14 protein-coding genes and 2 tRNA genes are annotated in these 21,560 nt (G+C 68.6%); 11 read left to right on the top strand and 5 right to left on the bottom strand.

The window, feature by feature from the left end:
* Positions 1-20: 20 nt before the first annotated feature.
* The 5 genes from HT579_11180 to HT579_11160 all read left to right on the top strand — a co-directional run bounded on the left by HT579_11180 (position 21) and on the right by HT579_11160 (position 4,390).
* Positions 21-97, top strand: a tRNA-Val gene (locus HT579_11180).
* Between the two features lie 308 nt (positions 98-405).
* A complete protein-coding gene (gene dksA / locus HT579_11175; protein QKS29419.1) occupies positions 406-834 on the top strand; it encodes an RNA polymerase-binding protein DksA in 429 nt (142 codons plus the stop codon).
* 34 nt (positions 835-868) lie between these two features.
* Complete coding sequence (locus tag HT579_11170) at positions 869-1,825, top strand: adenylate/guanylate cyclase domain-containing protein (protein QKS29418.1); 957 nt, start codon at positions 869-871, stop codon at positions 1,823-1,825.
* Positions 1,826-1,945: 120 nt separating this feature from the next.
* Positions 1,946-2,022: transfer RNA gene (locus HT579_11165), tRNA-Asp, on the top strand.
* Between the two features lie 265 nt (positions 2,023-2,287).
* Positions 2,288-4,390 carry a LysM peptidoglycan-binding domain-containing protein gene (locus HT579_11160; protein QKS29417.1) on the top strand — a complete coding sequence of 701 codons (2,103 nt, stop codon included), beginning with the start codon at positions 2,288-2,290 and terminating at the stop codon, positions 4,388-4,390.
* 68 nt (positions 4,391-4,458) lie between these two features.
* Here HT579_11160 and HT579_11155 read toward each other — a convergent pair whose 3' ends face one another.
* The 4 genes from HT579_11155 to HT579_11140 all read right to left on the bottom strand — a co-directional run bounded on the left by HT579_11155 (position 4,459) and on the right by HT579_11140 (position 11,169).
* Complete coding sequence (locus tag HT579_11155) at positions 4,459-6,513, bottom strand: ABC transporter ATP-binding protein (protein QKS29416.1); 2,055 nt, start codon at positions 6,511-6,513, stop codon at positions 4,459-4,461.
* A complete protein-coding gene (locus HT579_11150) occupies positions 6,510-7,949 on the bottom strand; it encodes an ABC transporter permease (protein QKS29415.1) in 1,440 nt (479 codons plus the stop codon). The genes HT579_11155 and HT579_11150 overlap by 4 nt, the downstream gene beginning before the upstream one ends.
* Positions 7,949-8,926, bottom strand: a complete 978-nt coding sequence (locus HT579_11145; GenBank protein QKS29414.1) for an ABC transporter permease — start codon at positions 8,924-8,926, stop codon at positions 7,949-7,951. The genes HT579_11150 and HT579_11145 overlap by 1 nt, the downstream gene beginning before the upstream one ends.
* 77 nt (positions 8,927-9,003) lie before the next feature.
* Positions 9,004-11,169, bottom strand: a complete 2,166-nt coding sequence (locus HT579_11140; GenBank protein QKS29413.1) for an ABC transporter substrate-binding protein — start codon at positions 11,167-11,169, stop codon at positions 9,004-9,006.
* 191 nt (positions 11,170-11,360) lie between these two features.
* Between HT579_11140 and fabI the strand changes: the two genes are divergently transcribed.
* The 3 genes from fabI to HT579_11125 all read left to right on the top strand — a co-directional run bounded on the left by fabI (position 11,361) and on the right by HT579_11125 (position 14,937).
* Complete coding sequence (gene fabI / locus HT579_11135; GenBank protein ID QKS29412.1) at positions 11,361-12,161, top strand: enoyl-ACP reductase FabI; 801 nt, start codon at positions 11,361-11,363, stop codon at positions 12,159-12,161.
* Positions 12,162-12,354: 193 nt separating this feature from the next.
* On the top strand, positions 12,355-14,349 hold the full coding sequence (locus tag HT579_11130; protein ID QKS29411.1) for a nicotinate phosphoribosyltransferase: 1,995 nt from the start codon (positions 12,355-12,357) through the stop codon (positions 14,347-14,349).
* A 36-nt stretch (positions 14,350-14,385) separates the two neighbouring features.
* A complete protein-coding gene (locus HT579_11125; GenBank protein ID QKS29410.1) occupies positions 14,386-14,937 on the top strand; it encodes a phosphoribosyltransferase in 552 nt (183 codons plus the stop codon).
* 40 nt (positions 14,938-14,977) lie between these two features.
* Here the strand turns inward: HT579_11125 and HT579_11120 are convergent, their stop codons facing one another.
* A complete protein-coding gene (locus tag HT579_11120; GenBank protein QKS29409.1) occupies positions 14,978-15,811 on the bottom strand; it encodes a class I SAM-dependent methyltransferase in 834 nt (277 codons plus the stop codon).
* A 444-nt stretch (positions 15,812-16,255) separates the two neighbouring features.
* Here HT579_11120 and HT579_11115 point away from each other — a divergent pair, with 444 nt between their 5' ends.
* The 3 genes from HT579_11115 to HT579_11105 all read left to right on the top strand — a co-directional run bounded on the left by HT579_11115 (position 16,256) and on the right by HT579_11105 (position 21,280).
* Positions 16,256-17,230 carry an amidohydrolase family protein gene (locus HT579_11115; protein ID QKS29408.1) on the top strand — a complete coding sequence of 325 codons (975 nt, stop codon included), beginning with the start codon at positions 16,256-16,258 and terminating at the stop codon, positions 17,228-17,230.
* Between the two features lie 111 nt (positions 17,231-17,341).
* Positions 17,342-18,385 (top strand): hypothetical protein, encoded by a 1,044-nt coding sequence (locus HT579_11110; protein ID QKS29407.1) that lies wholly within the window; start codon positions 17,342-17,344, stop codon positions 18,383-18,385.
* Between the two features lie 9 nt (positions 18,386-18,394).
* Positions 18,395-21,280 carry an SUMF1/EgtB/PvdO family nonheme iron enzyme gene (locus HT579_11105; GenBank protein QKS29406.1) on the top strand — a complete coding sequence of 962 codons (2,886 nt, stop codon included), beginning with the start codon at positions 18,395-18,397 and terminating at the stop codon, positions 21,278-21,280.
* Positions 21,281-21,560 lie beyond the last annotated feature (280 nt).

The following is a 21,560-nucleotide window of genomic DNA, read 5'->3' as shown; positions in this document are numbered from 1 at the left end:
TGCAGCTTGGGCGTTGATGAAGGCGCGTAGCTCAGCTGGTTAGAGCACCACCTTGACATGGTGGGGGTCGTTGGTTCGAGTCCAATCGCGCCTACCAGGCGTTTCCGGTTCCAGGTCGCTGGCAGCACGCCCTGCGCGGCCACGGATCGCACTGAAATGTAGTCACACCGCCTGCCGGCGGTTTTTTTTGTCTGTGCCGAAGGCGGACAATGCGCTACCATCAGCTGTCGTCAGCGCGCCTTTGCGGCACCGTCGCCTGACGGCGCCGGTCGGCCAACGCCACGGTGCATCGAGCGGGGCGATGGCAGCTCGTTGCCGCGTCGGCCGCCATGACTCTGTGATCGGGGAGGCTGGACTCCCCGGTCCCATCGTCGGTGATCTGTCAGCAAGTAAAGGAGTCACAACATGGACGAGTCGACTGCGCAAGCGAACGAACTGACCGAGACGGCGCTGCTGTCAGCGCCTGAGGATCAGTACATGTCTCCCGGGCAGATCGCCTTCTTCCGCCGCCGGCTGCTTGCCGAAGAGCAGGCGCTGCTGTCGGCCGTCAAGGAGACGGCGGGCCACCTGCAGGAAGCCGAGATCAGTTCGGACTGGAACGACCGCGCCAGCGCCGAGGAAGAGCACACGCTCGAGCTGCGTGTCAGGGATCGCGAGAGAAAGCTGCTGCGAAAGATCCGCGACGCGCTGAAGCGCATTGACGAGGGCAACTACGGCTGGTGCGAGGAGACCGGCGAGCCGATCGGCATCGCCCGCCTGCTCGCCCGGCCGACGGCCGCCTTGTGCCTCGAAGCGCAGGAACGTCGCGAGCAGTACAAGCGCCGCTTCGGCTGACCGGCCTGCTCGTCGAGGAAGGAAAAGGCGGGTCATGAAACTGCGCAGTCCGAAAGTTCCTGCGCCGGACCGCCCGTCGGCGGCATCTGCTCCGGAGTCGGTGTCGGCGACGGTTCTTTTTGCCGACATCTGCGGCAGCAGCCGGCTGTTTGAAGACTACGGCGACTGGCAGGCCCGCCAGATCGAGAGTCGCGTGCTCGATACCCTCAAGGAGAAGACCGGCGAATTCGACGGTACGGTCATCAAGACGATCGGCGACGAGATCATGAGCCGCTTCCCGGACGCCGAACGTGCAGTCAACGCGGCCTGCGAAATGCATCGGGCACTGCGGGACGACCTCTCGCTGCTGGACTTCAACATCGCCGTCAAGATCGGGCTGCAACACGGACCGCTGCTCGTCGAGCCGGACGACCTCTTCGGCGACGCGGTGAATGTCGCGGCCCGCATGGTCTCGCTGGCGCGGGCCGACCAGATCATCACCACCCTCGACACCACGCGCCGGCTACCGGATGAACTGCAGCAGATGACGCGCAGCCTCGGTCTGTCGCGCGTCCGCGGTCGCCGGCGTGAGGTCGAGATCGTCGAGATGATCTGGCAGGAGCCCGGCACCGTCACCCAGCTCGTCGGCCCGGGGCCGCAGAAGGAACTGCGCCAGTCGCTGTGCTCCCGCCTGCTTCTCGCATACCGCGGTACCCGCTTCGAAGTGCGCGACGACTCGCCGCCATTCACCATCGGCCGCGGCGACCGCAACCTGCTGGTCGTCGACCAGGAACAGGTATCCCGCTACCATGCCGACATCCACTTTCGTCAGGGCAGGTTCATCCTCGTCGACGGCAGCACCAATGGCACCTACCTGCGTCTCGACAACGGCGAGCGCTTCTTCGTCCAGCGCGAGGAGTTCGTTCTGCATGACCAGGGCGACATCTCGCTCGGCGAAGCCGTACGCGATGGTGACCCCTGCCTGATCCGCTTCGAGTGTCTTGCCGCCTGATGCGCCCTGCCGCAGCTCTTGCTTGCCGGCAGGAATCCGCTATAATGCGCAGCTCGAACGGCGGGCAGCCATTGGGGCCGCCGGACCCGGATGCCCGACACGGGCAGTCCGATGCAGCAAGGAGTGGTAGTTCAGTTGGTCAGAATACCGGCCTGTCACGCCGGGGGTCGCGGGTTCGAGCCCCGTCCACTCCGCCAGAATCGAGTACCCAAGAGCCCAGCCAGCCTGGGCTCTTTCTTTTTGCGGCCGGCGCACCCAAGCGCGTCGCCGGACCGGCCGCCGCGGCCGCGGAACGCGGCCAGCCGCTGCACCACCGGCAGCGAACTTTTCGCCGCGCCACTTGTCCACTCGCACCTTCGCTTTGGTCTATAATCATGCGCTTGCAGTTTCACCATTCGACCAGGTGATCCCACTGAGCGGGGATGAACTGGCGCCCGCCCGAAAAGAGAACAGGAAGTACGGATGACGCCACGAATCGCATTTGCTCTTGCTCTTGCCCTGTCTTCCGGCGCTGCTGCGGCCGGCGATTCAACCGACCAGGGCACCCAGGCAACCGATCGGCCGACGGCCAGCAGCGCGTCCCAGCGGACACCGGGCCTGCTTCCTGACAGCCAGACGGAGGCGGCCGAGGCGCTGCCGGTGGTCGAACTCGTCGCTCCGGGGCAACTCGCCGAGACCATCGATCTGACCGCCGAGCCGGACGAACTGTTCCAGCGCATCCGGCGCGGCTTTGCGATGCCGAACATCAACAACTCGCTTGTCCTGCACCACCAGCAATGGTTCACCAATCGTCCCGAGTCACTGCGCCGCATGGTCGAGCGCAGCAGCCGCTACCTGCATCACATCGTCGAGGAACTCGAAAGGCGCGGCATGCCGATGGAGCTTGCGCTGCTGCCGATGGTAGAAAGCGCCTACAACCCGACGGCGTATTCGCGCAGCCATGCGTCGGGCCTCTGGCAGTTCGTCCCGGCGACCGGCAGGCAGTACAAGCTGGAACAGAACTGGTGGGTGGACGAACGCCGCGACATCGTCGCCTCGACGGCCGCCGCGCTAGAGTACCTGCAGTACATCTATGATCTCCACGGTGACTGGCACCTCGCGCTTGCCTCCTACAACTGGGGCGAAGGTGCCGTCGGCAAGGCGATCAACAGGAACCGCGCCAACGGCCTGCCGACCGATTACCTCAGCCTGACGATGCCCGAGGAAACCCGCCACTACGTCCCCAAGCTGCAGGCCCTGAAGAACATCTTCAGCAACCCGAACGCGCTCGCCAGCCTCAACCTCCGCGGGGTTCCCAACCGCCCCTACTTCGCCACCGTCACCAAGTCGGCCGACATCGACGTCGAGCTGGCAGCCCGCCTTGCCGAGATGCCGGTACGCGAGTTCGTCGCCCTCAATCCGGCGCACAACCGCCCGGTGATCAAGTCCGACAAGCCGCTGGTCATCCCGGCACACAAGCTTGACACCTTCGTCAGCAACCTCGAGGCACACGAGGAGAGTGAAAAGCCGTTGTCGTCATGGCAGGCCTACACGCTCCGCGCCGGCGAGAAGCTCGAACAGGTCGCACCGCGCTTCGGCCTCACGGTCGCCAACCTGAAAGCGGTCAACGGCATCAACGGCAGCATCAGGGTGACGGCGGGACACACCCTGCTCGTGCCGGCACAGGAAGGTGTCAGCGCCGGCGAGCAACTGGCGAGCCTGCCGACCGAGGCGGCACCGCCGCTGGCGAGCGAACAGCCGCGGCCGCCCGCAGCCGTCGCGCAGGCGCCGCGCCTGCCGCAGCCGGAGGTCGCGCCGCCGGCCGTCGCCAGCCGCACGCACGTCGTCCGCAAGGGCGAGACGCTGCATGCCCTGGCCCAGCGCTATGGCATGACGATGGCCGAACTGCGGCAGATCAACAAGCTGCGCGCCGACCAGGTGAACGTCGGCAGCAAGCTGCTGGTCGCCGCCGCCGAGCCGGCAGCGAAGCCGGCGGCGCAGCGCGGCACGGTGAGCGAGACGGAATCGCGGCCAGCCGCAGAAACTGCAGCAGCGGGCCGCACCTCCAGCAGCAGCCACCTCGTCCGCAAGGGTGAAACACTCAGCGAGGTGGCCAGTCGCTACGACATGAGCGTGGCCGAACTGAAGCAGCTCAACAAGCTGCGCGCGAACCAGGTCAATGCCGGCACCCGCCTGCTGGTCGCGGCCGCCGAGCCAGCCAGGGCACCGTCCGGCAAGGCGCGCAACGAGCCGGCCGACAGCCGCCAGGAAGCGAGCGGCGGCAAAGCCGCCAGCGCGGCGGCGGCGAAGGCGTCCGAGCGCACGACGAACAAGGCCGACGACGGCAGGCAACAACTGGCGGCCAAGGAAGAGAAAACCGGCAGGCGGGCCGACAAGGGCGCGGAAACGGCCCGCAAGCCGCTCAAGCTCGCCCAGTACACGATCCGCCGCGGCGACACGCTGGGCTCGATCGCCAAGCAGTTCCGCGTCGAGAAGGATGACCTCCTGCGCTGGAACCGCATCCAGACCAACGACATCAAACCCGGACAGCGGCTGACGATCCAGCTCGTGCAGAACACCTACTGATCGCCGCCCCCGGTCGCCACCCCGCAGCGCCGCCGCCAGGCGGCGTTGTCACGTCTGCAGCAGCGACTTCAATCCGCTTCGCCCGCCGGCGGATAGAGGTGGCAATGCACCACATGCGTTGCCGACAGCCGGCTCGGCGGCGGATAGTCCTGACGGCACAGCTCGCTCGCCTGCCGGCAACGGGGATGGAAATGGCAGCCGGCCGGTGGCGCCGCCGGTGAGGGAATCTCGCCCGGCAGGCGGATGTACTCGTTCGCCACGTCGAGGCGCGGGCTCGGCACTGCCGACAGCAGTGCGCGCGTGTACGGATGCCGCGGCGAGCGCAGCACCTCGTCGACGCGGCCATTCTCGACGATGCGGCCGAGGTACATGACCGCCACTTCATGCGCCAGATGATCGACGACGGCAAAGTTGTGGGTGATGAAGAGATAGGCCAGCCCGAGTTCGTCCTGCAACGTCGCCAGCAGGTTGAGAATCTGCGCCTGCACCGAGACATCCAGCGCCGACGTCGGCTCGTCACAGATCACCAGATCCGGTTGCACGGCCAACGCCCGGGCGATCGCGATGCGCTGCCGCTGGCCGCCCGAGAACTCGTGCGGGTAGCGCCCGGCGGCTTCCGCCGGCAGGCCGACCTGCTGCAGAACGGCGGCGATCGCCGCCGCGTTCGTCGCCCGCCGGCCCGCTGCCGGCCCGCCGGCTGCCAACGTGCGCATGCCTTCGGCGATGATCTCGCCGACCGACAGGCGTGGATTGAGCGAGGCGAAGGGATCCTGGAAGATCATCTGCATGTGCCGCCGCAACGCCCGCCGTGGGCTGCTGGCAGCACCGCCGAGTTGCTCGCCGAGCAGGCGCACGCTGCCGCCACTGGCCGGCAGCAGTTGCAGGATCGCCTTGCCGACCGTCGTCTTGCCGCAGCCCGACTCGCCGACCAGCGCCAGCGTGCGGCCACGGGCAAGCGCCAGCGAGACGCCGTCCACCGCCCGCACGTGCCCGACGGTGCGCTGCAGGATGCCGCGCCGGATCGGGAAATGCACCCGCAGATCATCCACCGCCAGCAGCGCCGGTGCCGCCGCGACGACCGCGAGTGCTTCGCCAGCGGCGGCGACTCCGCCACCGTCTCGCCCGCGCGACGCCAACCCATCCTCGAGGTGGCAGCGCACGCGATGATCGACCGCCACCTGCCGCCACTGCGGCGACTGTTGCCGGCACAACTCCCAGGCATGCTCGCAGCGGGCGGCAAAACGGCAGCCGGCCGGCATCGCCGACAGCGGCGGCACCTGGCCGGGAATCGTCTGCAACTGGCCGCCGCGGCGCGCCAGGTCGGGCAGCGCGGCGAACAGCTTCTGCGTATAGGGATGTCGCGGGGCGGAGAAGAAGGCCCCGCGCGGCGCTTCCTCGACGATCTCGCCGGCATACATGACGCCGACGCGCGTCGCCATCTGCGCGACGACGCCGAGGTCGTGCGTGATCAGCAGCATGCCCATCGCCCGCTCCGCCTGCAGCCGGCGCAGCAGCTCGAGAATCTGTGCCTGGATCGTCACGTCGAGCGCCGTCGTCGGCTCGTCGGCGATCAGCAGGCGCGGCTCGCCGGCCAGTGCCATGGCGATCATCACCCGCTGCTTCATGCCGCCGGAGAGCTGGAACGGGTACTCGACCAGCCGCCGCGGCGCGTCGGCGATGCCCACCGCCAGCAGCAGGTCGAGCGCCGTCGCCTGCGCCGCCGCGCCGCTCAGCGCGCGATGCCGCGCCAGCACCTCGGCAAGTTGCCGACCGACCGTGAGAACCGGGTTGAGGCTCGTCGCCGGCTCCTGGAAGATCATCGCCATGCCGCCACCGCGCACCGCGCGCATCTCCGACTCCGGCAGCCGCAACAGGTCACGGCCGCCGAAGCGCACCTCGCCGGCGACGATCCGGCCGGCGGCCGGCAACAGGCGCAGCAGCGCCAGCGCCGTCGCCGACTTGCCGCAGCCGGACTCGCCGAGCAGCGCCAGCGTCTCGCCGGCAGCCAGTCGCAGGTCGATGCCATCGACCGCCGCCAGCATCGAGCGCCCATGCGCGAAGGCGACGCGCAACTGCCTGACCGCCAGCAGTTCTTCCCCTCGCGGGCTCTGCGGCGCGCTCATGGCGCACCCGCGAGACGCGGGTCGAAGGCGTCGCGCACGGCATCGGCGAAGAGGTTCGCCGCCAGCACGAGCGAAAACATGAAGCAGAACGCCGCCGACAGCGACCACCAGACCATCGGCTCGCGCGCCAGTTCGAGGCGGGCATTGTTGATCATCGTGCCGAAGCTGATCATCGTCGGGTCGACGCCGATGCCGACGTAGGAAAGCACCGCCTCGGCCAGCACCAGGCTGGAAAAATCCATCACCAGCGCGATGGTGACGATGTGCATGAGGTTCGGCACGATATGCCGGCCGATGATGCGCAGGCTGGAAACGCCGAAGGCCTGCGCCGCCTGGATGTACTCGAGTTCGCGCAGCTTCAGCGTCTCGCCGCGCAGCAGACGGCAAAGCCCGGTCCAGCTGGTGACGCCGAGAATGAAGCAGAGGGCCAGCAGACGCAGGTCGGCGCGTTCGGCGGCGGTGGCGAACCACTGGGGATGGGTGTCGATCAGCACCTGCATCATCAGCACGGCAGCGGCGATCAGCAGCACGCCGGGAATCGAGCTCAGCGTCGTATACAGGTACTGGATGAGGTCGTCGACCCAGCCACGGAAGTAGCCGGCCAGGACGCCGAGCAGGACCGACAGCGGCAGCATCACCAGCGTCGTCACGAGGCCGATGACGAGCGCCGTGCGGACGCTCTTCAGCACCTGATAGAGGACGTCCTGACCGACCTTGTCGGTGCCGAAGACATGGTAGTCGGTCGCCAGCAGCGCCACCGGCATCGCCAGCAGCAGCAGCGCGGCGAGCGCCGCCAGGACCGCGCTCCAGGCGAAATCGCCGTCGCTGCGCCAGAGTCGCCGCCATGCCTGCCGCCAACCACTGCCCTGCGCGCGCGCGACGCCACCGCAGACGGCGACCGCGACCGCCGCCCAGGCGAGCAGCGCCAGGCCCAGCGCCCGCAGCACACGCCCGGCGACATCGGCATCACGCCGTTCCTCGTCCGCCCCGAGGTGGGCACCGCCGTAGCGCAGCCGGGGATGGTCGCGCGTCTGCTGCAGGCGGCCGTCGCTGCCGCGCACCTCGATCGTTTCCTTGGCGTGCGCGCGCGTCGCCAGCGGCTCCGAGTAAGTCTTCTCGTTGCGCGTGCGCAGCGGCGTCAGCAGCGCGTCGAGCAGCGACAGCACCTCGACCGCGTATGCCGCCGGCTGCGCCGGCGCCCGCTGCCCGTCGTCAGCCGCCAGGCGCGGTCGATAATGCAGCGAATCGAGCAGGCCGACGACCGCGAAGGCGAGCAGCAGCGTCGCCGACGCCATTCCCGCCCGGCTGCGGCCAACGCGCTGCCAGGCCGTGCGCCACAACGGATTGCGCCCCGACAGCCAGCCGAGCCCGGCGGCCAGCAGCAGCAGCGACCAGATCAGCACATCGGACCAGAGGATGACGGGCAGGAAGGACATCAGTTGAAGCGTATCCGCGGATCGACGAAGGTGTAGGAAAGGTCGGTGAGAATCAGCCCGACGATGTAGAGCAGCGAACCGATGAAGACCATCGCCCGGACGACGGCGAAATCCTGCGCGTTGATCGCGTCGATGGTGTAACTTCCGAGACCCGGAATGCCGAAGAACGACTCGGTCAGCAGCGAGCCCATGAAGAGCAGCGGGATGACGACGACGACGCCGGTGAGGATCGGGATCAGCGCGTTGCGCAGTACGTGCCGGAACAGCACGGCGGCCTCGGCCAGCCCCTTGGCGCGCGCCGTGCGCACGTAGTCGCGGGCGATCTCCTCGATGAAGATCGTCCGGTACCAGCGCGTCGACGAACCGATTCCCGAGACGACGCCGATCAGCACCGGCAGGATGACGAACTTCCAGGCGTCGAGACCGCCGCCGTAACCCGAGATCGGCACCAGCTTCCACAGCTTGCTGACCAGGTACTGGCCGCCGATGATGTAGAACAGACCGGAGATCGACATCATCGCGACGCACAGCACGACGCCCCAGAAGTCGAGGTAGGTGGCGCGGAAAAAGGTCAGCAGCAGGGCAAAGGAGACGCTCACCAGCAGGCCGATGATGAAGGTCGGCAGGGCGATGGCCAGCGACGGGCCCATGCGCGTGACGATCTCGCGCGCGATGTCGCGGCCGTCCTCGGCGCGACCGAAGTCGCCGACAAACATGCGCACCGACTTGCTGAAGAAGATCGTCTCGCTCAGCATCGCGCTGCCGCTTGCCTCGTCGTTGAAGAACAACGGCTTGTCGTAGCCCCGTTCCGCCTTCCAGCGGTCGATCGCCTCGGGCGTCACGCGCTTGACGCCGAGTTGCATGCGCGCCATGTCATCCGGGGTATTGACGACGAAGAACAGGGCAAAGGTGATCAGGTTCACCCCGATGAGGATCGGCAGCGCATAGAGCAGGCGACGGATGATGTAGGCGAGCATGGTCGATGCCTATGGCGCAGGCCGCCGCCGGCGGTTGCCGTCAGCGGCACGGCGGCAGGGTGGCAGCGCGTGCCGCATCAGCGGGCCGTCCCGCGTTCGCGGCGGCGATAGCCGATCGCCGCCGGCAGCACCAGCGCCAGCAGCAACGCGGCGAGCAGCGCCAGCGGCCAGAGTACCGGCCGGTTCCACTCCTGCCGCAGGCGCTGCCGCTCGGCGACATCGATGCGCTGGTACTTGAGGATGTTGTTGCCGACATCGGTCGGCTTGCGGTTGCGCAGCCAGACCTGGCCGAGCGTGTAGCTCTTCGGATGGAAGCCGTAGATCCAGGGCGCGTCATGCTGCAGCAGCGCGATCGCCTGGCGGATGATCGCCAGCCGCTCGGCAGCGCGGGGTCCATCGCTCTCGAGATTCTTCATCTGTTCGAAGAGGCGGTCGAACTCCGGGTTGGCGTAGTTCGAAGCGTTCTCGCCGGCCTTCGCCAACTTGCCCTCGCTGCCGGCGAGCAGGAAGAGGAAGTTCTCCGGATCCGGGTAGTCGGCGTTCCAGCCGAGGTAGTAGAGCTGAACCGCGCCCTTGCGGATCTTCTCCTGGAAGCGGTTGAAGTCGGTCGAACGAACGACGAGCTGGATGTCGAGCCGGGCGAACTGCCGTGTCAGCCAGTCGAGGCGCGACTTCTCGCCCATGCCGCCGGTCGTCGTGTCGAGGTTGAGCACCAGCGGTTCGCCGCTGCCGGCGTGGCGCCCGTTCGGCCAGCCGGCCTCGGCCAGCAGCCGCCTCGCTTCCGCCAGCGGCTTGCGCTGCGCGCGCCCGTCGACCCAGTCGTAGACCACCGGATTGATCCCCTCGCGGCCCTCGACGTAACCGAAGATGCCCGGCGGCAGCGGGCTCGTCGCCGGGATGCCGCGGCCGTTCATGAAGATCGAGATGAACTCCTCCTGGTCGATGGCGATCGACAGCGCCTGCCGCAGCTTCGTCGCCTCTTCGCCAAGGCCACCGACGACCGGGTCGAGCATGTTGAAACCCATGTAGAAGATCGACGCGCGCACGCTCGTCAGCAGACTGATCCCCTTGTCGCGCATCTCGTCGGTCAACTGCACGTCACCGCCGACCGCCAGCCGCACCGCCTGGTCGAAGCTGTCGGAGGAAATCCCGGAGGCATCGTAATAGCCCTGCAGGAACTTGTTCCAGTACGGGATGCTCTCCTTCTCGCGCGAATACACCGCCTGCTCGATGAACGGCAGCGGCCTGCCGCAGTCGGCGAGCAGCCCCGCCGCCGCGTCGCCCGGCTCGCCCTCGCAGGGATAGGTCTCGCCGTGGAAGTTCGGGTTGCGCTCGAGCACCATGCGGCTGTTCGGGTTGTTCCGCGTCAGCATGAACGGCCCCGTACCGACCGGATACCAGTCGAGCGTGAGGTTCTTCTCCGCCATTCCCGGCTGGTGGTAAAAACGGTCGACCTCGCGCGGCACCGGGGCAAAGAAGGGCATCGCCAGCCAATATACGAACTGCGGATACTTGCCGTGCAGACTGATGCGGTAGGTGTGCCGGTCGACGCGGCTGACGCCGGTGAGCGGAAAGCGGTCGAGGTCGATCCAGGCGCCGGCCGGCAGCTTCTTCGCCTCCTCCTGCAGCGCCGCCCCCAGCTCGCGCAGGCCGACGATGCGCTCGGCCATCATGCTGAAGATCGGCGAATGCAGCCGCGGGTGTGCCAGCCGCTTGATCTCGTAGATGTAGTCGTCGGCGGTCAGCTCGCGGCTGCCGCTGTGCGCGAAGTCGCCCAGCCTGTCGATGCCGCGCAGCTGCTCGCGATCGCTGGCGCGGTACAGGGGCTCGCCGGCGGCATCCAGCGCGAAAGCCGGATGCGGCTGGTAGCGGATTCCCGGGCGGATGCGGATCTCGTAGACGCTGACGGCGATCGCCGCCGCCGGCGCGTCGGCCGGCAGCTCGCGGCCGCTGGCGTCGAAGTAGCGCGGCACCGGCACCGCCTCGCTGGTCAGCGGAATCAGCGTATACGGCCGCTTCAGGTAGTGGTACTGCAATGGCGGCTCGTAGATCTGCGCCGTGAACGTGATCTCGTCCTCGGTGTAGGACTGCACCGGATCGAGATGCTTGGGACGCTCGGTGAACGCGGCGTAGAGGATGTTCCGGCCGCGCTCGGCGCGTGGGTACGGATCGTTCTGCTCGCTGCCGCAGGCACACAGCAGCAGTGCGACGATCGACAGCAGGGCACGACGAAAACGGGGCATGGGCGGCAGTTTATCGCGAACCGGCTGCGCATGGGTCGCCGCGACCCACCGCCGCAAGGTCCCCGCGGTGACGGCGGCTGCCGCAGCGACGACAGTCCTCCGGGTGCCGCGTGGAATCCTTTATAATCGCGCGGTCAACAAGATTCGAACAACGAGCTGAGCGGCCAGCCAATTTTCGTTACGGAGAACACATGGGATTCCTCGCAGACAAGCGCATCCTGATCACCGGCGTGCTGTCGAAACACTCGATCGCCTACGGTATCGCCAGGGCCTGCCATCGGGAAGGTGCGCGGCTGGCTTTCACCTACCAGAACGAGCGCTTCAAGGATCGCCTGACGAAGTTCGCCGCCGAGTTCGGCAGCAACCTGATCTACCCCTGCGACGTCAGCGAAGACGCCGAGATCGAGCAGCTGTTCGCTGACCTGGGGCAGCAGTGGGATGGGCTCGACGGCCTCGTGCACTCGATCGCCTACGCCCCCGGTGAAGCGATCGAAGGCGACTTCCTCGACGGCATCACCCGTGACGCCTTCCGCATCGCGCACGACGTCTCCTCGTACAGCTACCCGGCGCTTGCCAAGGCCGCGCGGCCGCTGCTGTTGCGGGGCCACAACCCGGCCCTGCTCGCCCTCTCCTACCTCGGCGCCGAGCGCACCCTGCCCAATTACAACACCATGGGCCTCGCCAAGGCGAGCCTCGAGGCCGCCACGCGCTACCTCGCCTTCTGCCTCGGACCGCAGGGAATCCGCGCCAACGCCATCTCGGCCGGCCCGATCAAGACCCTCGCTGCCTCGGGCATCGGCAGCTTCTCCCGCCTGCTCGCCTACAACGCGCACAACGCCCCACTGCGGCGCAACATCACCATCGACGAGGTCGGCAACGCGGCCGCCTTCATGCTGTCCGATCTCGCCAGCGGCATCACCGGCGAGATCATGTACGTCGACGGCGGCCTCAACACCACCGCCCTCGGCAACCCGGAGCCGCTGCCCGCCTGAACTCCAGGCCGGGATCGTGGTGCAGGAGGCATTCCGCCTGCCGTTTGACCCATTCGGCGCGGCCGGAAGCGTCGCCAGGACCAGTGGTCCCGCGCCCACGGGGCGATGAACCGCTGCTCCGCGGCAGGCGACGATCGGACACGCGAGGGTGTATGCTCTCGCTCATGGACGGTGCCGGCCGCCGGGCGAAACGATGGCGGCGCCGGCACGAGGCGGGAAGCAAGGGCGATGGAGGATTCCGCGGCATGGCAGTCAGTGCGACCGGCGATCTGGGGCTGCGGGCCGGCGACGCGCTGATCGTCGTCGACCTGCAGAACGACTTCCTGCCCGGCGGCAGTCTCGGCGTTCCGCATGGCGACGAGGTCGTGCAGGTGCTCGGCGAGTGCGTTCGGCGCTTCCTCGCGCGCGGTCTGCCCGTACTTGCCACGCGCGACTGGCATCCGGTCGATCACTGCTCGTTCCGCGCGCAGGGCGGCCCGTGGCCACCGCACTGCATTGCCGGCACAGCGGGAGCCGAGTTTGCCCGCGACCTCTGGCTGCCGCCAGCCGTCGGCGTCGTCTCGAAGGCGACCGAGCGCGATCGCGAGGCGTACTCGGCATTTGCCGGCACCGACCTTGCGCAGCGTCTGCGCCGGGCTGGCTGCAAGCGCCTTTTCGTCGGTGGGCTGGCGACCGAATACTGCGTCCTGAGTACCGTTCGCGACGCCATCGGCGAAGGCCTGGCCGTCGTGGTGCTGCTCGACGCCGTGCGCGCGGTGAACGTGCAGGAGGACGACGGTGCGCGCGCACTGGCCCAGATGTCGGCGCTGGGCGCACGCATGGCCGTTTTCGAGGAGTTGCCCGAGTGAATCCGGAAAGCCTGCTGCTGACCGACCTCTACCAGTTCACCATGTTGCAGGCCTATTTCGCGCGCGCCATGAACGAGACGGCGGTATTCGAGTTCTTCGTCCGCAAGCTGCCGGAACAGCGCAACTTTCTCGTCGCCGCCGGCCTCGAACAGGTGCTCGACCATCTCGAGAACGCCCGTTTCTCGGCCGACGAACTGGACTGGCTGCGCGACTGCGGGCGTTTTCGCCCGGATTTCGTCGCTTCGCTCGCCGACTGGCACTTCAGCGGCGACGTCGATGCGCTGCCCGAAGGCACGCTGTGCTTCGCCGACGAGCCCCTGCTGCGCGTCATTGCGCCGACTCGCGAGGCGCAGCTCGTCGAAACGCGGATCATCAACCTCCTGCAATTCCAGACGATGATCGCAGCCAAGGCGGTCCGCTGTGTCCTCGCCGCCGCCGGCCGCACGCTCGTCGATTTCGGCCTGCGCCGATCGCATGGCGCCGAAGCCGGCCTCCTCTCAGCCCGCGCCAGCCATCTCGCCGGTTTCACCGGCACCGCGACGGTCCTCGCCGGGAAGCGCTGGGGAATTCCGCTCTTCGGTACGATGGCCCACTCGTACATCGAGGCGCATGACAGCGAAAGCGAGTCGTTCGAGCATTTTGCCCGCTCGCAACCCGCCGGCTCGACCTTGCTGATCGACACCTATGACACCGAGCAGGCGGCGCGCAAGCTCCTCACACTGCTCCCGAAGCTGGCGGCCGAAGGGCGGCAGGTCAACGCGGTCCGCATCGACAGCGGCGATCTCGGCGAACACGCACGGCGCGTGCGCGCCATCCTCGATGCTGGTGGACAGGCACAGGTGCGGATTCTGGCGAGCGGCAACCTCGACGAATACGGCATTCGCGACCTGCTGCAGGCGGGCGCACCGATCGACGGCTTCGGTGTCGGCACGCGCATGAACACCTCCGCCGACAAACCCTATCTCGACTGCGCCTACAAGCTGCAGGAGTATGCCGGGACACCACGCCGCAAGCGATCGGAAGGCAAGCTGACCTGGCCCGGTCGCAAGCGGATCTGCCGCCGCTACCATGCCGACGGGACGATGGCGGGCGACACCCTGACGGTCGTCGGCGACCAGCAGGCGGCGGGCGATCTCCTGCTGCCGGTGATGCGCAACGGGCGGCGACTCGCTCCCTCGCCCCCGCTCAGCGCCGTGCGCGCGCACTTGCGCGACGAACTCGCCCGCCTGCCCGAACCGCTGCAACGCCTGGCAGCCGCACCACCCTATCCGGTGACCGTCGCGCCTGCCCTGAAGCAGCTCGCCGAAGCTGCCGACCGCGCGACTGGCCTGCAACCCTGAGCTGCAGACTCCGCCACCCCTGCGAAATGCCAGACGATGAACCAGAATACCCGCTTCTGCATCTACGACGAACGGCAGCTCGAACCGGTACTGGACAGCATGGCGGCCCGCCTCGCCGCCTTGCTGGGCAACGACGACGACATCGTCCTCGTCGGCATCCGGCGCCGCGGCGCGCCGCTGGCCGAACGGCTTGCCGAACGTCTGGCCAGACGTGGTGTGCAGCCGGCGCTACGACTCGAGCTGGCCGTCAAACGCTACGGCGACGATCTGAGCCTGCTCTATCCGCAGACCCGGCTCAGCGAAGACACGGCATCGACCGTCGCCGATCTCGACGGACGGAACGTGCTCGTCGTCGATGACGTGCTCTACCGCGGTCATTCGCTGCTTCGTGTCGTCCAGCACCTGGTCCAACGCGGCGCCGCGCGGATCGTCAGCGCAGTCCTCGTCGATCGCGGTGTCAGCCTGCTGCCGATCCATGCCGACGTCGCCGGCCTGCGACTCGACATGCCCGCGGGCTCGATCGTCGAAGTTCACGTGCCACCCTACGAGGCCGACTTCTCGATCGAACTGGTGCGTCCGGGCGCCTAGCGCCGGAGCAGCGCCCGCTGCCTGGCCGCCGCCACCGTCTTCATTCGCGGACGAGGCACATCGTCACGTGCAGGCAGCCGAACAACGGTGGTGCGATGCGGTTGCATTCCGCCAGATCGCGAAGGTGCGCCCGGCGGCCGCGGCGAATCGCCCACCGCGGGTTGAGCGCGAGCAGCGGGAAAGCCCATTTCGAGCGGCCGAGCGTCCCCTGCACCGCCTCGATGCGAAACCGCCTGCCGATCAGCTCGAAGTTCCTGCGCTCGAACGGCCACTCCCAGGCGGCGTCGTTCTGGAACGGCCGGAAAATCGCCCGCAGCAGCCGTGACGCCCAGAAGGTGTTCAGCGGATCGTAGGTGATCATCCTGCCGCCGGGCTTCAGCCGCTGCTGCGCGGTCGCCAGGAACAGGTCGAAATCCTCGAAATGGTGGGCGACCCCGAGCGCGTAGATGATGTCGAAGTCCCGCTCGGCGAAGTCGTCGGCAAGGAAGTCGGCGCGATACGAACGCGCATGCTGCAGACCCTCCGCCAGCAGTGCCTGCTGGAAGCTCGCCGCCAGCCGCTCGCTGAGGTCGATCGCGTGGTACTCGCGACAGCGCCGGGCGATATCGATCGACAGCGCGTTGCCGCAACCGACGCCGAGGTCGAGGACCTTGCTGCCCGCCAGGTCGCCGAGCCACACCTGGTGCAGATCGTCCGCCGCACTGCCGATTCCGGTTTCCTGGCGGAAGCGGTGCAGGCTGTCGCGCACCGCGCCCCAGATGCGCACCGGCAGGCTCTGCCGGTCGCGCTGCACGTACAGGTCGTGCTCGTAGAACTCGGCCTGCTGGCGATTGATCTCGAGCAGCCGCTGCCGTGACGATTCTTCGTTGTTCATCGATGACGCATTCGATCGGGTGCCCGCGCAACGCGAGCGTGGCGGCCGCAGCCGGAGGCCGCCGATTATCGCACCGTTCACCGTGGCGCACGCGGTCGGCGCGGCTCGCTCCCGCTTCCCGGGCATCGCCGCCGCAAGCACTCCTCGAGCTCTCGTCCGGACGATCGACCAGCCGCCTGCCGCGTTCTCGCCTCTGCGCCTTCGTCGCCTTTTCCGCCTGCTGCCGCGCGGCCCATGCAGGAACCGTCGACGACGACCTGCGTCCGGCGGCCCGGCTGCACAGGGCCGGCGGCCCGGCGGCTGCCTGCGGCCAGGGTGCGGGATTTGCATACCGCCACGGCGTTTCCTATCCTGATTGTGACATCCCCGATGCAAAGGGCGGCGCCAGCGTCGCACGACGCGACGCGGCGAGACCGCCCTCCTGTCAATGTGTGAGGAGCGACAATGGAATCCGCCTCATTCCTTCCCTTGCGGCGTCTCCGCCGCTGGACCACCTCCCTCTGGCTCGTTGCCGCCTTCGCGCCACCACTGGCAGCAAATCCGGCCGCCGCTGCCGAGGCTGTCCTCGGCGTCGACGGTGCCGGCAGGCTGCCGATCATCGACAGCCACTACCACGTCGTCCAGGGTTTCGACGGCGCCGATCTGCTGGCGGTGATGGACCGCAACGGCGTGCGCCTGACCGGCGGCGCCGGCGGCAACAACATGCCCGCGATGATGGCGCTGGGCCAGCGCTTCATCAGACCCGCGGGCCAGCATCCGTGGAAGAGTACGCACCGCAACCTCGACGCGACGGAGTTCGCCAGCCCCGACACCCCCGCCGTGCAGCAGATGCTGACCACCATCGAAGGCGAACTGCGTGACCGCGGCGCACGCGTCATCGGCGAGATCCACGTCAATGCGCTGACCACTGCCGCCGACCCGACCAGCCGCTTCAAGGTGGTGGCAGACAGCGGCACGCTGCAGGCGCTGTTCGCCCTCGCTGCCCGCTACGGCCGGCCACTCAACATCCATGCCCAATGGAACCACCCGGACACCGTCCGGCAGGTGGGCGCGCTGGCCGCGTCCAGCCCGCAGGCGCGGCTGATCGTGTCGCATTGCGGCAGCGTCTCTTCGGCAGCCGACATGCGCCGCTTTTTCGAGCAATACCCGAACACCGCCTGCGATCTCTCGGCGCGCGGCTGGCCGCTGCAGAAGAACCGCTACACCGTCTACGACGACCGCACGCTCGAGCGCGACTGGCAGCAACTGATCGAGGACCACCCCGACCGCTTCGTCGTCGGTGTCGACCTGGCCGGGAACCCGCAGGACTACGAGGCCAGCGTGCAGGCGATCCGCAACGGGCTGCTCGCCAACCTGACGCCGGCGACGGCCGAGAAGGTCGCGCACGGCAACGCCGAAGCCTGGTTCGGGCTGCGCTGAAGGCACGCCCGCGGGCAGACGCGGCCCGCCGCCTCTGCCCGCGCGACCGCTTGCCTTTGGTCCTGGTGCAGTGTAGGGTTTCGGCGACGCCAACTCGCCGGAGCCTGCAGGATGCCGACCACCGCAATCACCACCCGCAGGATCTTCCTCGCCTCGTCGGCCGAACTCGCCGACCATCGGCGCGAGTTCGAGATGGCCGTCAGGCGCAGGAACGACCTCTGGATCGAACAGGGAGCCTACCTCCGCCCGATCGTCTGGGAGGACTTCCTCGACGCGCTGTCGAAGACCCGCCTGCAGGACGAGTACAACCGTGAAATCCGCCGGTGCGACGTCTTCGTGATGCTCTACCGCAGCAAGGTCGGCCGCTATACCGAGGAAGAGTTCGCGACCGCCGTCGGTCAGTTCCAGGCGACGAGCAGGCCGTTCATCTTCACCTACTTCTGCGATTCGCCCGACGACCGTGCAACCGCCAGCGCCGGCGATCTGCAGAGCCTGCACTCGTTCCAGCAGAAGCTCAGGGAGCTCGGCCACTTCCAGACCGTCTACAGCAACACCGACCAGCTCTGCCGCCACTTCGGCGATCAACTCGAGAAGCTCGCGGCCAACGGTTTCGTGAGGTTCGAGCGCGATCGCGAAGCGGGCGACGGAGCCGACCACATCCGCCAAGCCGTCGTGCACGGCAACGGTGCCATCGCGCAGGGCGACGGACCGGCGCTCGCTGCCGGCGCCGTCTTCATCGCCGGCAACCACCGCGGGCCGATCCACACCGGCCCGCGCATCGAAACCGGCGGCGGTGCCTACGTCGGCGGCAACGTCAAGGCCGGCGGCGATTTCGTCGGCCGTGACCGCATCGTCACGCAGGGCGTCCCGGCGAGCGAGATCGGGGCGCTCTTCGCGCCGCTGCTCAGCGCGGTCAGCGAACACGCGGAGCCGCGCAGCCAGGCCGAGGCGCGGCAGCGACTCGCCGAGATCGAGGCCGAAGTGGCAAGGGGCGAGCAAGCCGACGACAGCCGCCTCGCCCGGCTGCTCGATGCTCTGGCCGCGCTGGTACCCGGCGCGGTGGCTTCGCTCGTGAGCACTTTCGCCTCACCGCCACTCGCTGCCGCCGTCGGCCCGGTGACGAGGTTCGTGCTCGGCAAATTGCAGGCACCCTGAGGCGACGCAATGGCCAGCGAACCCACCACGCCGGGCAGCGCCGACGACATCTTCCGGCTGCAGCGCCAGATCGCCGAACTGCAGGCGCAACTCGCGGCGCGGCAGCAGGGCGACGCAGACCACCCCGCGCAGGCGATCGACACCGGCGGCGGCGCAGCCGTCGCCGGCGCGGTCAACGCCGGCGGGCATTTCATCGGTCGCGACTTCGTCCAGGTCATCAACCGGATCGTCCACCACGGTGAAGACCCGGCCGAGGCCAAGGCGGTCATCGCGCATTATCTCGCCGCGCTCGCCGGCGAGCTTGCGGGCCTCAGGCTCGGCGAGATCGACCTCAGCGCCAGCGACGGCCGGCGCGAGCCGCTGCAGCTCGCCGACGTCTACGTGCCGCTGGCGACGCAACTGCACATCCCGCAGGAGATGACTCTGGCGCAGTGGCTGCAGCGCAGCCGCAGCGCGGTGCGCAACGCGCGTGCGGAAATGGAGGAGAAACGCGCGACGCGCGCCGTGCCGGCGCTCGAGGCGCTGGCGGAACACCGCGAGCTGACGCTGCTCGGCGCCGCCGGCAGCGGCAAGAGCACCTTCGGCGCCAGCGTCCTGCTGGCGCTGGCGCAGGCCTGGCAGGGGCACGACGAGGTGCTCGCCAGCCTCGGCGAGCAGTGGCGCCACGGTGCGCTGCTGCCGATCCGCGTCGTCCTGCGCCGCTTCGCCGAGCAGCTCCCCGCCGGCGCGGCGGCACACGCCGGCGACCTCTGGGATTTCATCGGCCGCGACCTCGACGCCAGCGGCTACGGCCTCTCGCCCGAGACCAAGAGGTTCGTGCAGCGGATCGCCCGCGACCACGGCGCGCTGATCGTCCTCGACGGCCTCGACGAATGCGGCGACGACGCCAGCCGGCAGCGCGTCGTCGGCGCCGTCAGGCAGTTGATGCGCGGTGCCGGCGATCGCTGCCGCTTCCTGTTCACCGCCCGCCCCTACGCCTGGCCCGCCGGCGCGGACCCGGCGCAGGGCGTCTACGCGCTCGCCGATTTCGACGACGGGCAGATCGAGCGCTTCATCCGCGGCTGGTACGCGACCCTCGTCCGGCGGCAGTGGCTGTCGCCCGGCGACGCCGAACGCAAGTGCGACGACCTGCTCACCGCCCGCCATCGCCCGGACCTCAAGCCGCTGGCGCGCAACCCGCTGCTGCTGACGCTGATGGCCTCGCTGCACGCCAGCCGCGGCCGCCTGCCCGACGACCGCGCCGATCTGTACAACGACTCGGTCGACCTGCTGCTGCTGCGCTGGAACCGGCAGATCGGCGCCGACAGGGCACTGCTCGATGCCCTCGAGATGCCGACGCTGAAGCTCGCCGACCTGCGGGAGACCCTCGAGGAACTGGCGTTCACGGTGCATGCCGAGAGCGTCGTCGCCGACCGCGACCTCGGCGCCGCCAGGGCTGGCCCGGGCGACGCCGGCGGCACCGCCGACATCGCTGAAAGCCGTCTGCTGCTCGCCTTCCGGCCGCTGCTCGGCGGCAGTTGGGACAAGGCCGCCATCGTCGTCGACTACATCGAGAAGCGCGCCGGGCTGCTGCTCGGCCAGGGCGAACGCCACGGCGAGCGGCAGTTCGCCTTCCCGCATCGCACCTTCCAGGAGTTTCTCGCCGCCTGCCATCTCGCGGCACGACCGGAATTCGCCGCCGACTGCGCGCGCCTGGCGCGCGAGGCGCCGGGACACTGGCAGATCGTCCTGACGCTGGCGGCACGAGTCGCCAGGTCCGAGCGCGGCGCGACCGCCGCCGACGAGCTGATCGGCGGCACGAGCATCGACGACTTTCGCCGCGAGAAGACTCCGACGGCCGCCGACTGGAGCTGCGCGCTGCTCGCCGGCATGCAGTTGCTCGAGATCGGCGTCGACGCCGTCCGCCAGCGTGACCGCACGCGCGCGATCGCCACCCGCGTCGCCGGCTGGCTCGCCGCCTCGCTGCCGGTGCCGCCGGCCGACGGCGGCGTCGCCGCCCGGCAGCGCGCGCTCGCCGGCGACGTGCTGGCGCGGCTCGGCGATCCGCGCCGGCATCTGCTCGAAGTCGACGCGATGCGCTTCGCGCAGGTTCCTGCTGGCGCCTTCTGGATGGGAGAGCCAGATGACAGGGATGCGCCGCTGCACCCCAATGAGACGCTCGACTACGACTACTGGATCGCCGAGGCACCGGTGAGCGTCGCGCAGTTCGCCGCGTTCGTCACGGCCGGCGCCTACTCGGAGCATGACGCGGCCGCGCTGCGCGCGCCGGCGAACCGGCCGGTCGTGAACGTCAATTGGCACGATGCGCGTGCCTTCTGCGCCTGGCTGACCGAGCTCTGGCTCGAGCGGCTGCCGGCCGGCTGGGCCGTCTCTCTGCCGTCGGAACCCGAATGGGAAAAGGCGGCTCGAGGCGGACTGCAGATCCCGCGTGCGATCCGGCTGGAGAGCATCGCCCAGGGATTCGCAGCCAGCGACGCGCCGCTTCGGGACAACCCGTTGCCAAGACGCAGCTACCCCTGGGGCGACGACTGGGGCGGCGAGTGGGCCAATGCGGAGATGAGCATCGGCGACACGAGTACCCCGGGCATCTTCACGGGCGGCCAGAGCCCGTATGGCTGCGAGGACCTCGGCGGCAACGTCTGGGAGTGGACGCGAAGCCTCTGGGGTACCGATTGGCAGAAGCCGGACTTCGTCTACCCGTATGACGCCAACGATCGGCTACGCGAGGATCCGGGGGCACCGGACGACGTGTGGCGGGTCGTGCGCGGTGGCTCGTGGGTCGGTCTCCGGGCCGATGCGCGCTGTGGCATCCGCAGCAGGTATCCCCCGGACGACCGCTTTGGCCACTTCGGTTTTCGCGTGGTGTTGCGTTCTTCCCCTGTTCTTCCGCTCTGATCTCTGCTCCCTCTGTACTCTGTCACTCCGGGATCTCCGACTCTGGAGGGGGTGCGGGGGAGACTTCCCCCGCCGCGCGCAGCGCGGCCCGTCTGTTTCTTTGCCAGCTCGCGCAGCCGGCAGCCGCAGCCACCCAGAGCCGCGCCCTGCCCGTCCGATGGCAAAGATTCGAGCGAGGAAGCGGGGACGCTGAACCGAGCACTGAGCACGGCTTTCCTGCCCGAAACGCAACTCATGAGGCGCAGACTCCACCTTGAAACCTGGTTCATCAGTGAGACGA

The organism is Candidatus Accumulibacter similis (assembly GCA_013347225.1).
Classification (GTDB): Bacteria; Pseudomonadota; Gammaproteobacteria; order Burkholderiales; family Rhodocyclaceae; genus Accumulibacter; species Accumulibacter similis.
This window is presented reverse-complemented; position numbering and strand designations above follow the sequence as displayed.

Coding starts and splice junctions, on each gene's coding strand:
- dksA (QKS29419.1), top strand. CDS start 406: ATGGACGAGTCGACTGCGCAAGCGAACGAACTGACCGAGACGGCGCTG.
- HT579_11170 (QKS29418.1), top strand. CDS start 869: ATGAAACTGCGCAGTCCGAAAGTTCCTGCGCCGGACCGCCCGTCGGCG.
- HT579_11160 (QKS29417.1), top strand. CDS start 2,288: ATGACGCCACGAATCGCATTTGCTCTTGCTCTTGCCCTGTCTTCCGGC.
- HT579_11155 (QKS29416.1), bottom strand. CDS start 6,513: ATGAGCGCGCCGCAGAGCCCGCGAGGGGAAGAACTGCTGGCGGTCAGG.
- HT579_11150 (QKS29415.1), bottom strand. CDS start 7,949: ATGTCCTTCCTGCCCGTCATCCTCTGGTCCGATGTGCTGATCTGGTCG.
- HT579_11145 (QKS29414.1), bottom strand. CDS start 8,926: ATGCTCGCCTACATCATCCGTCGCCTGCTCTATGCGCTGCCGATCCTC.
- HT579_11140 (QKS29413.1), bottom strand. CDS start 11,169: ATGCCCCGTTTTCGTCGTGCCCTGCTGTCGATCGTCGCACTGCTGCTG.
- fabI (QKS29412.1), top strand. CDS start 11,361: ATGGGATTCCTCGCAGACAAGCGCATCCTGATCACCGGCGTGCTGTCG.
- HT579_11130 (QKS29411.1), top strand. CDS start 12,355: ATGGCGGCGCCGGCACGAGGCGGGAAGCAAGGGCGATGGAGGATTCCG.
- HT579_11125 (QKS29410.1), top strand. CDS start 14,386: ATGAACCAGAATACCCGCTTCTGCATCTACGACGAACGGCAGCTCGAA.
- HT579_11120 (QKS29409.1), bottom strand. CDS start 15,811: ATGAACAACGAAGAATCGTCACGGCAGCGGCTGCTCGAGATCAATCGC.
- HT579_11115 (QKS29408.1), top strand. CDS start 16,256: ATGGAATCCGCCTCATTCCTTCCCTTGCGGCGTCTCCGCCGCTGGACC.
- HT579_11110 (QKS29407.1), top strand. CDS start 17,342: ATGCCGACCACCGCAATCACCACCCGCAGGATCTTCCTCGCCTCGTCG.
- HT579_11105 (QKS29406.1), top strand. CDS start 18,395: ATGGCCAGCGAACCCACCACGCCGGGCAGCGCCGACGACATCTTCCGG.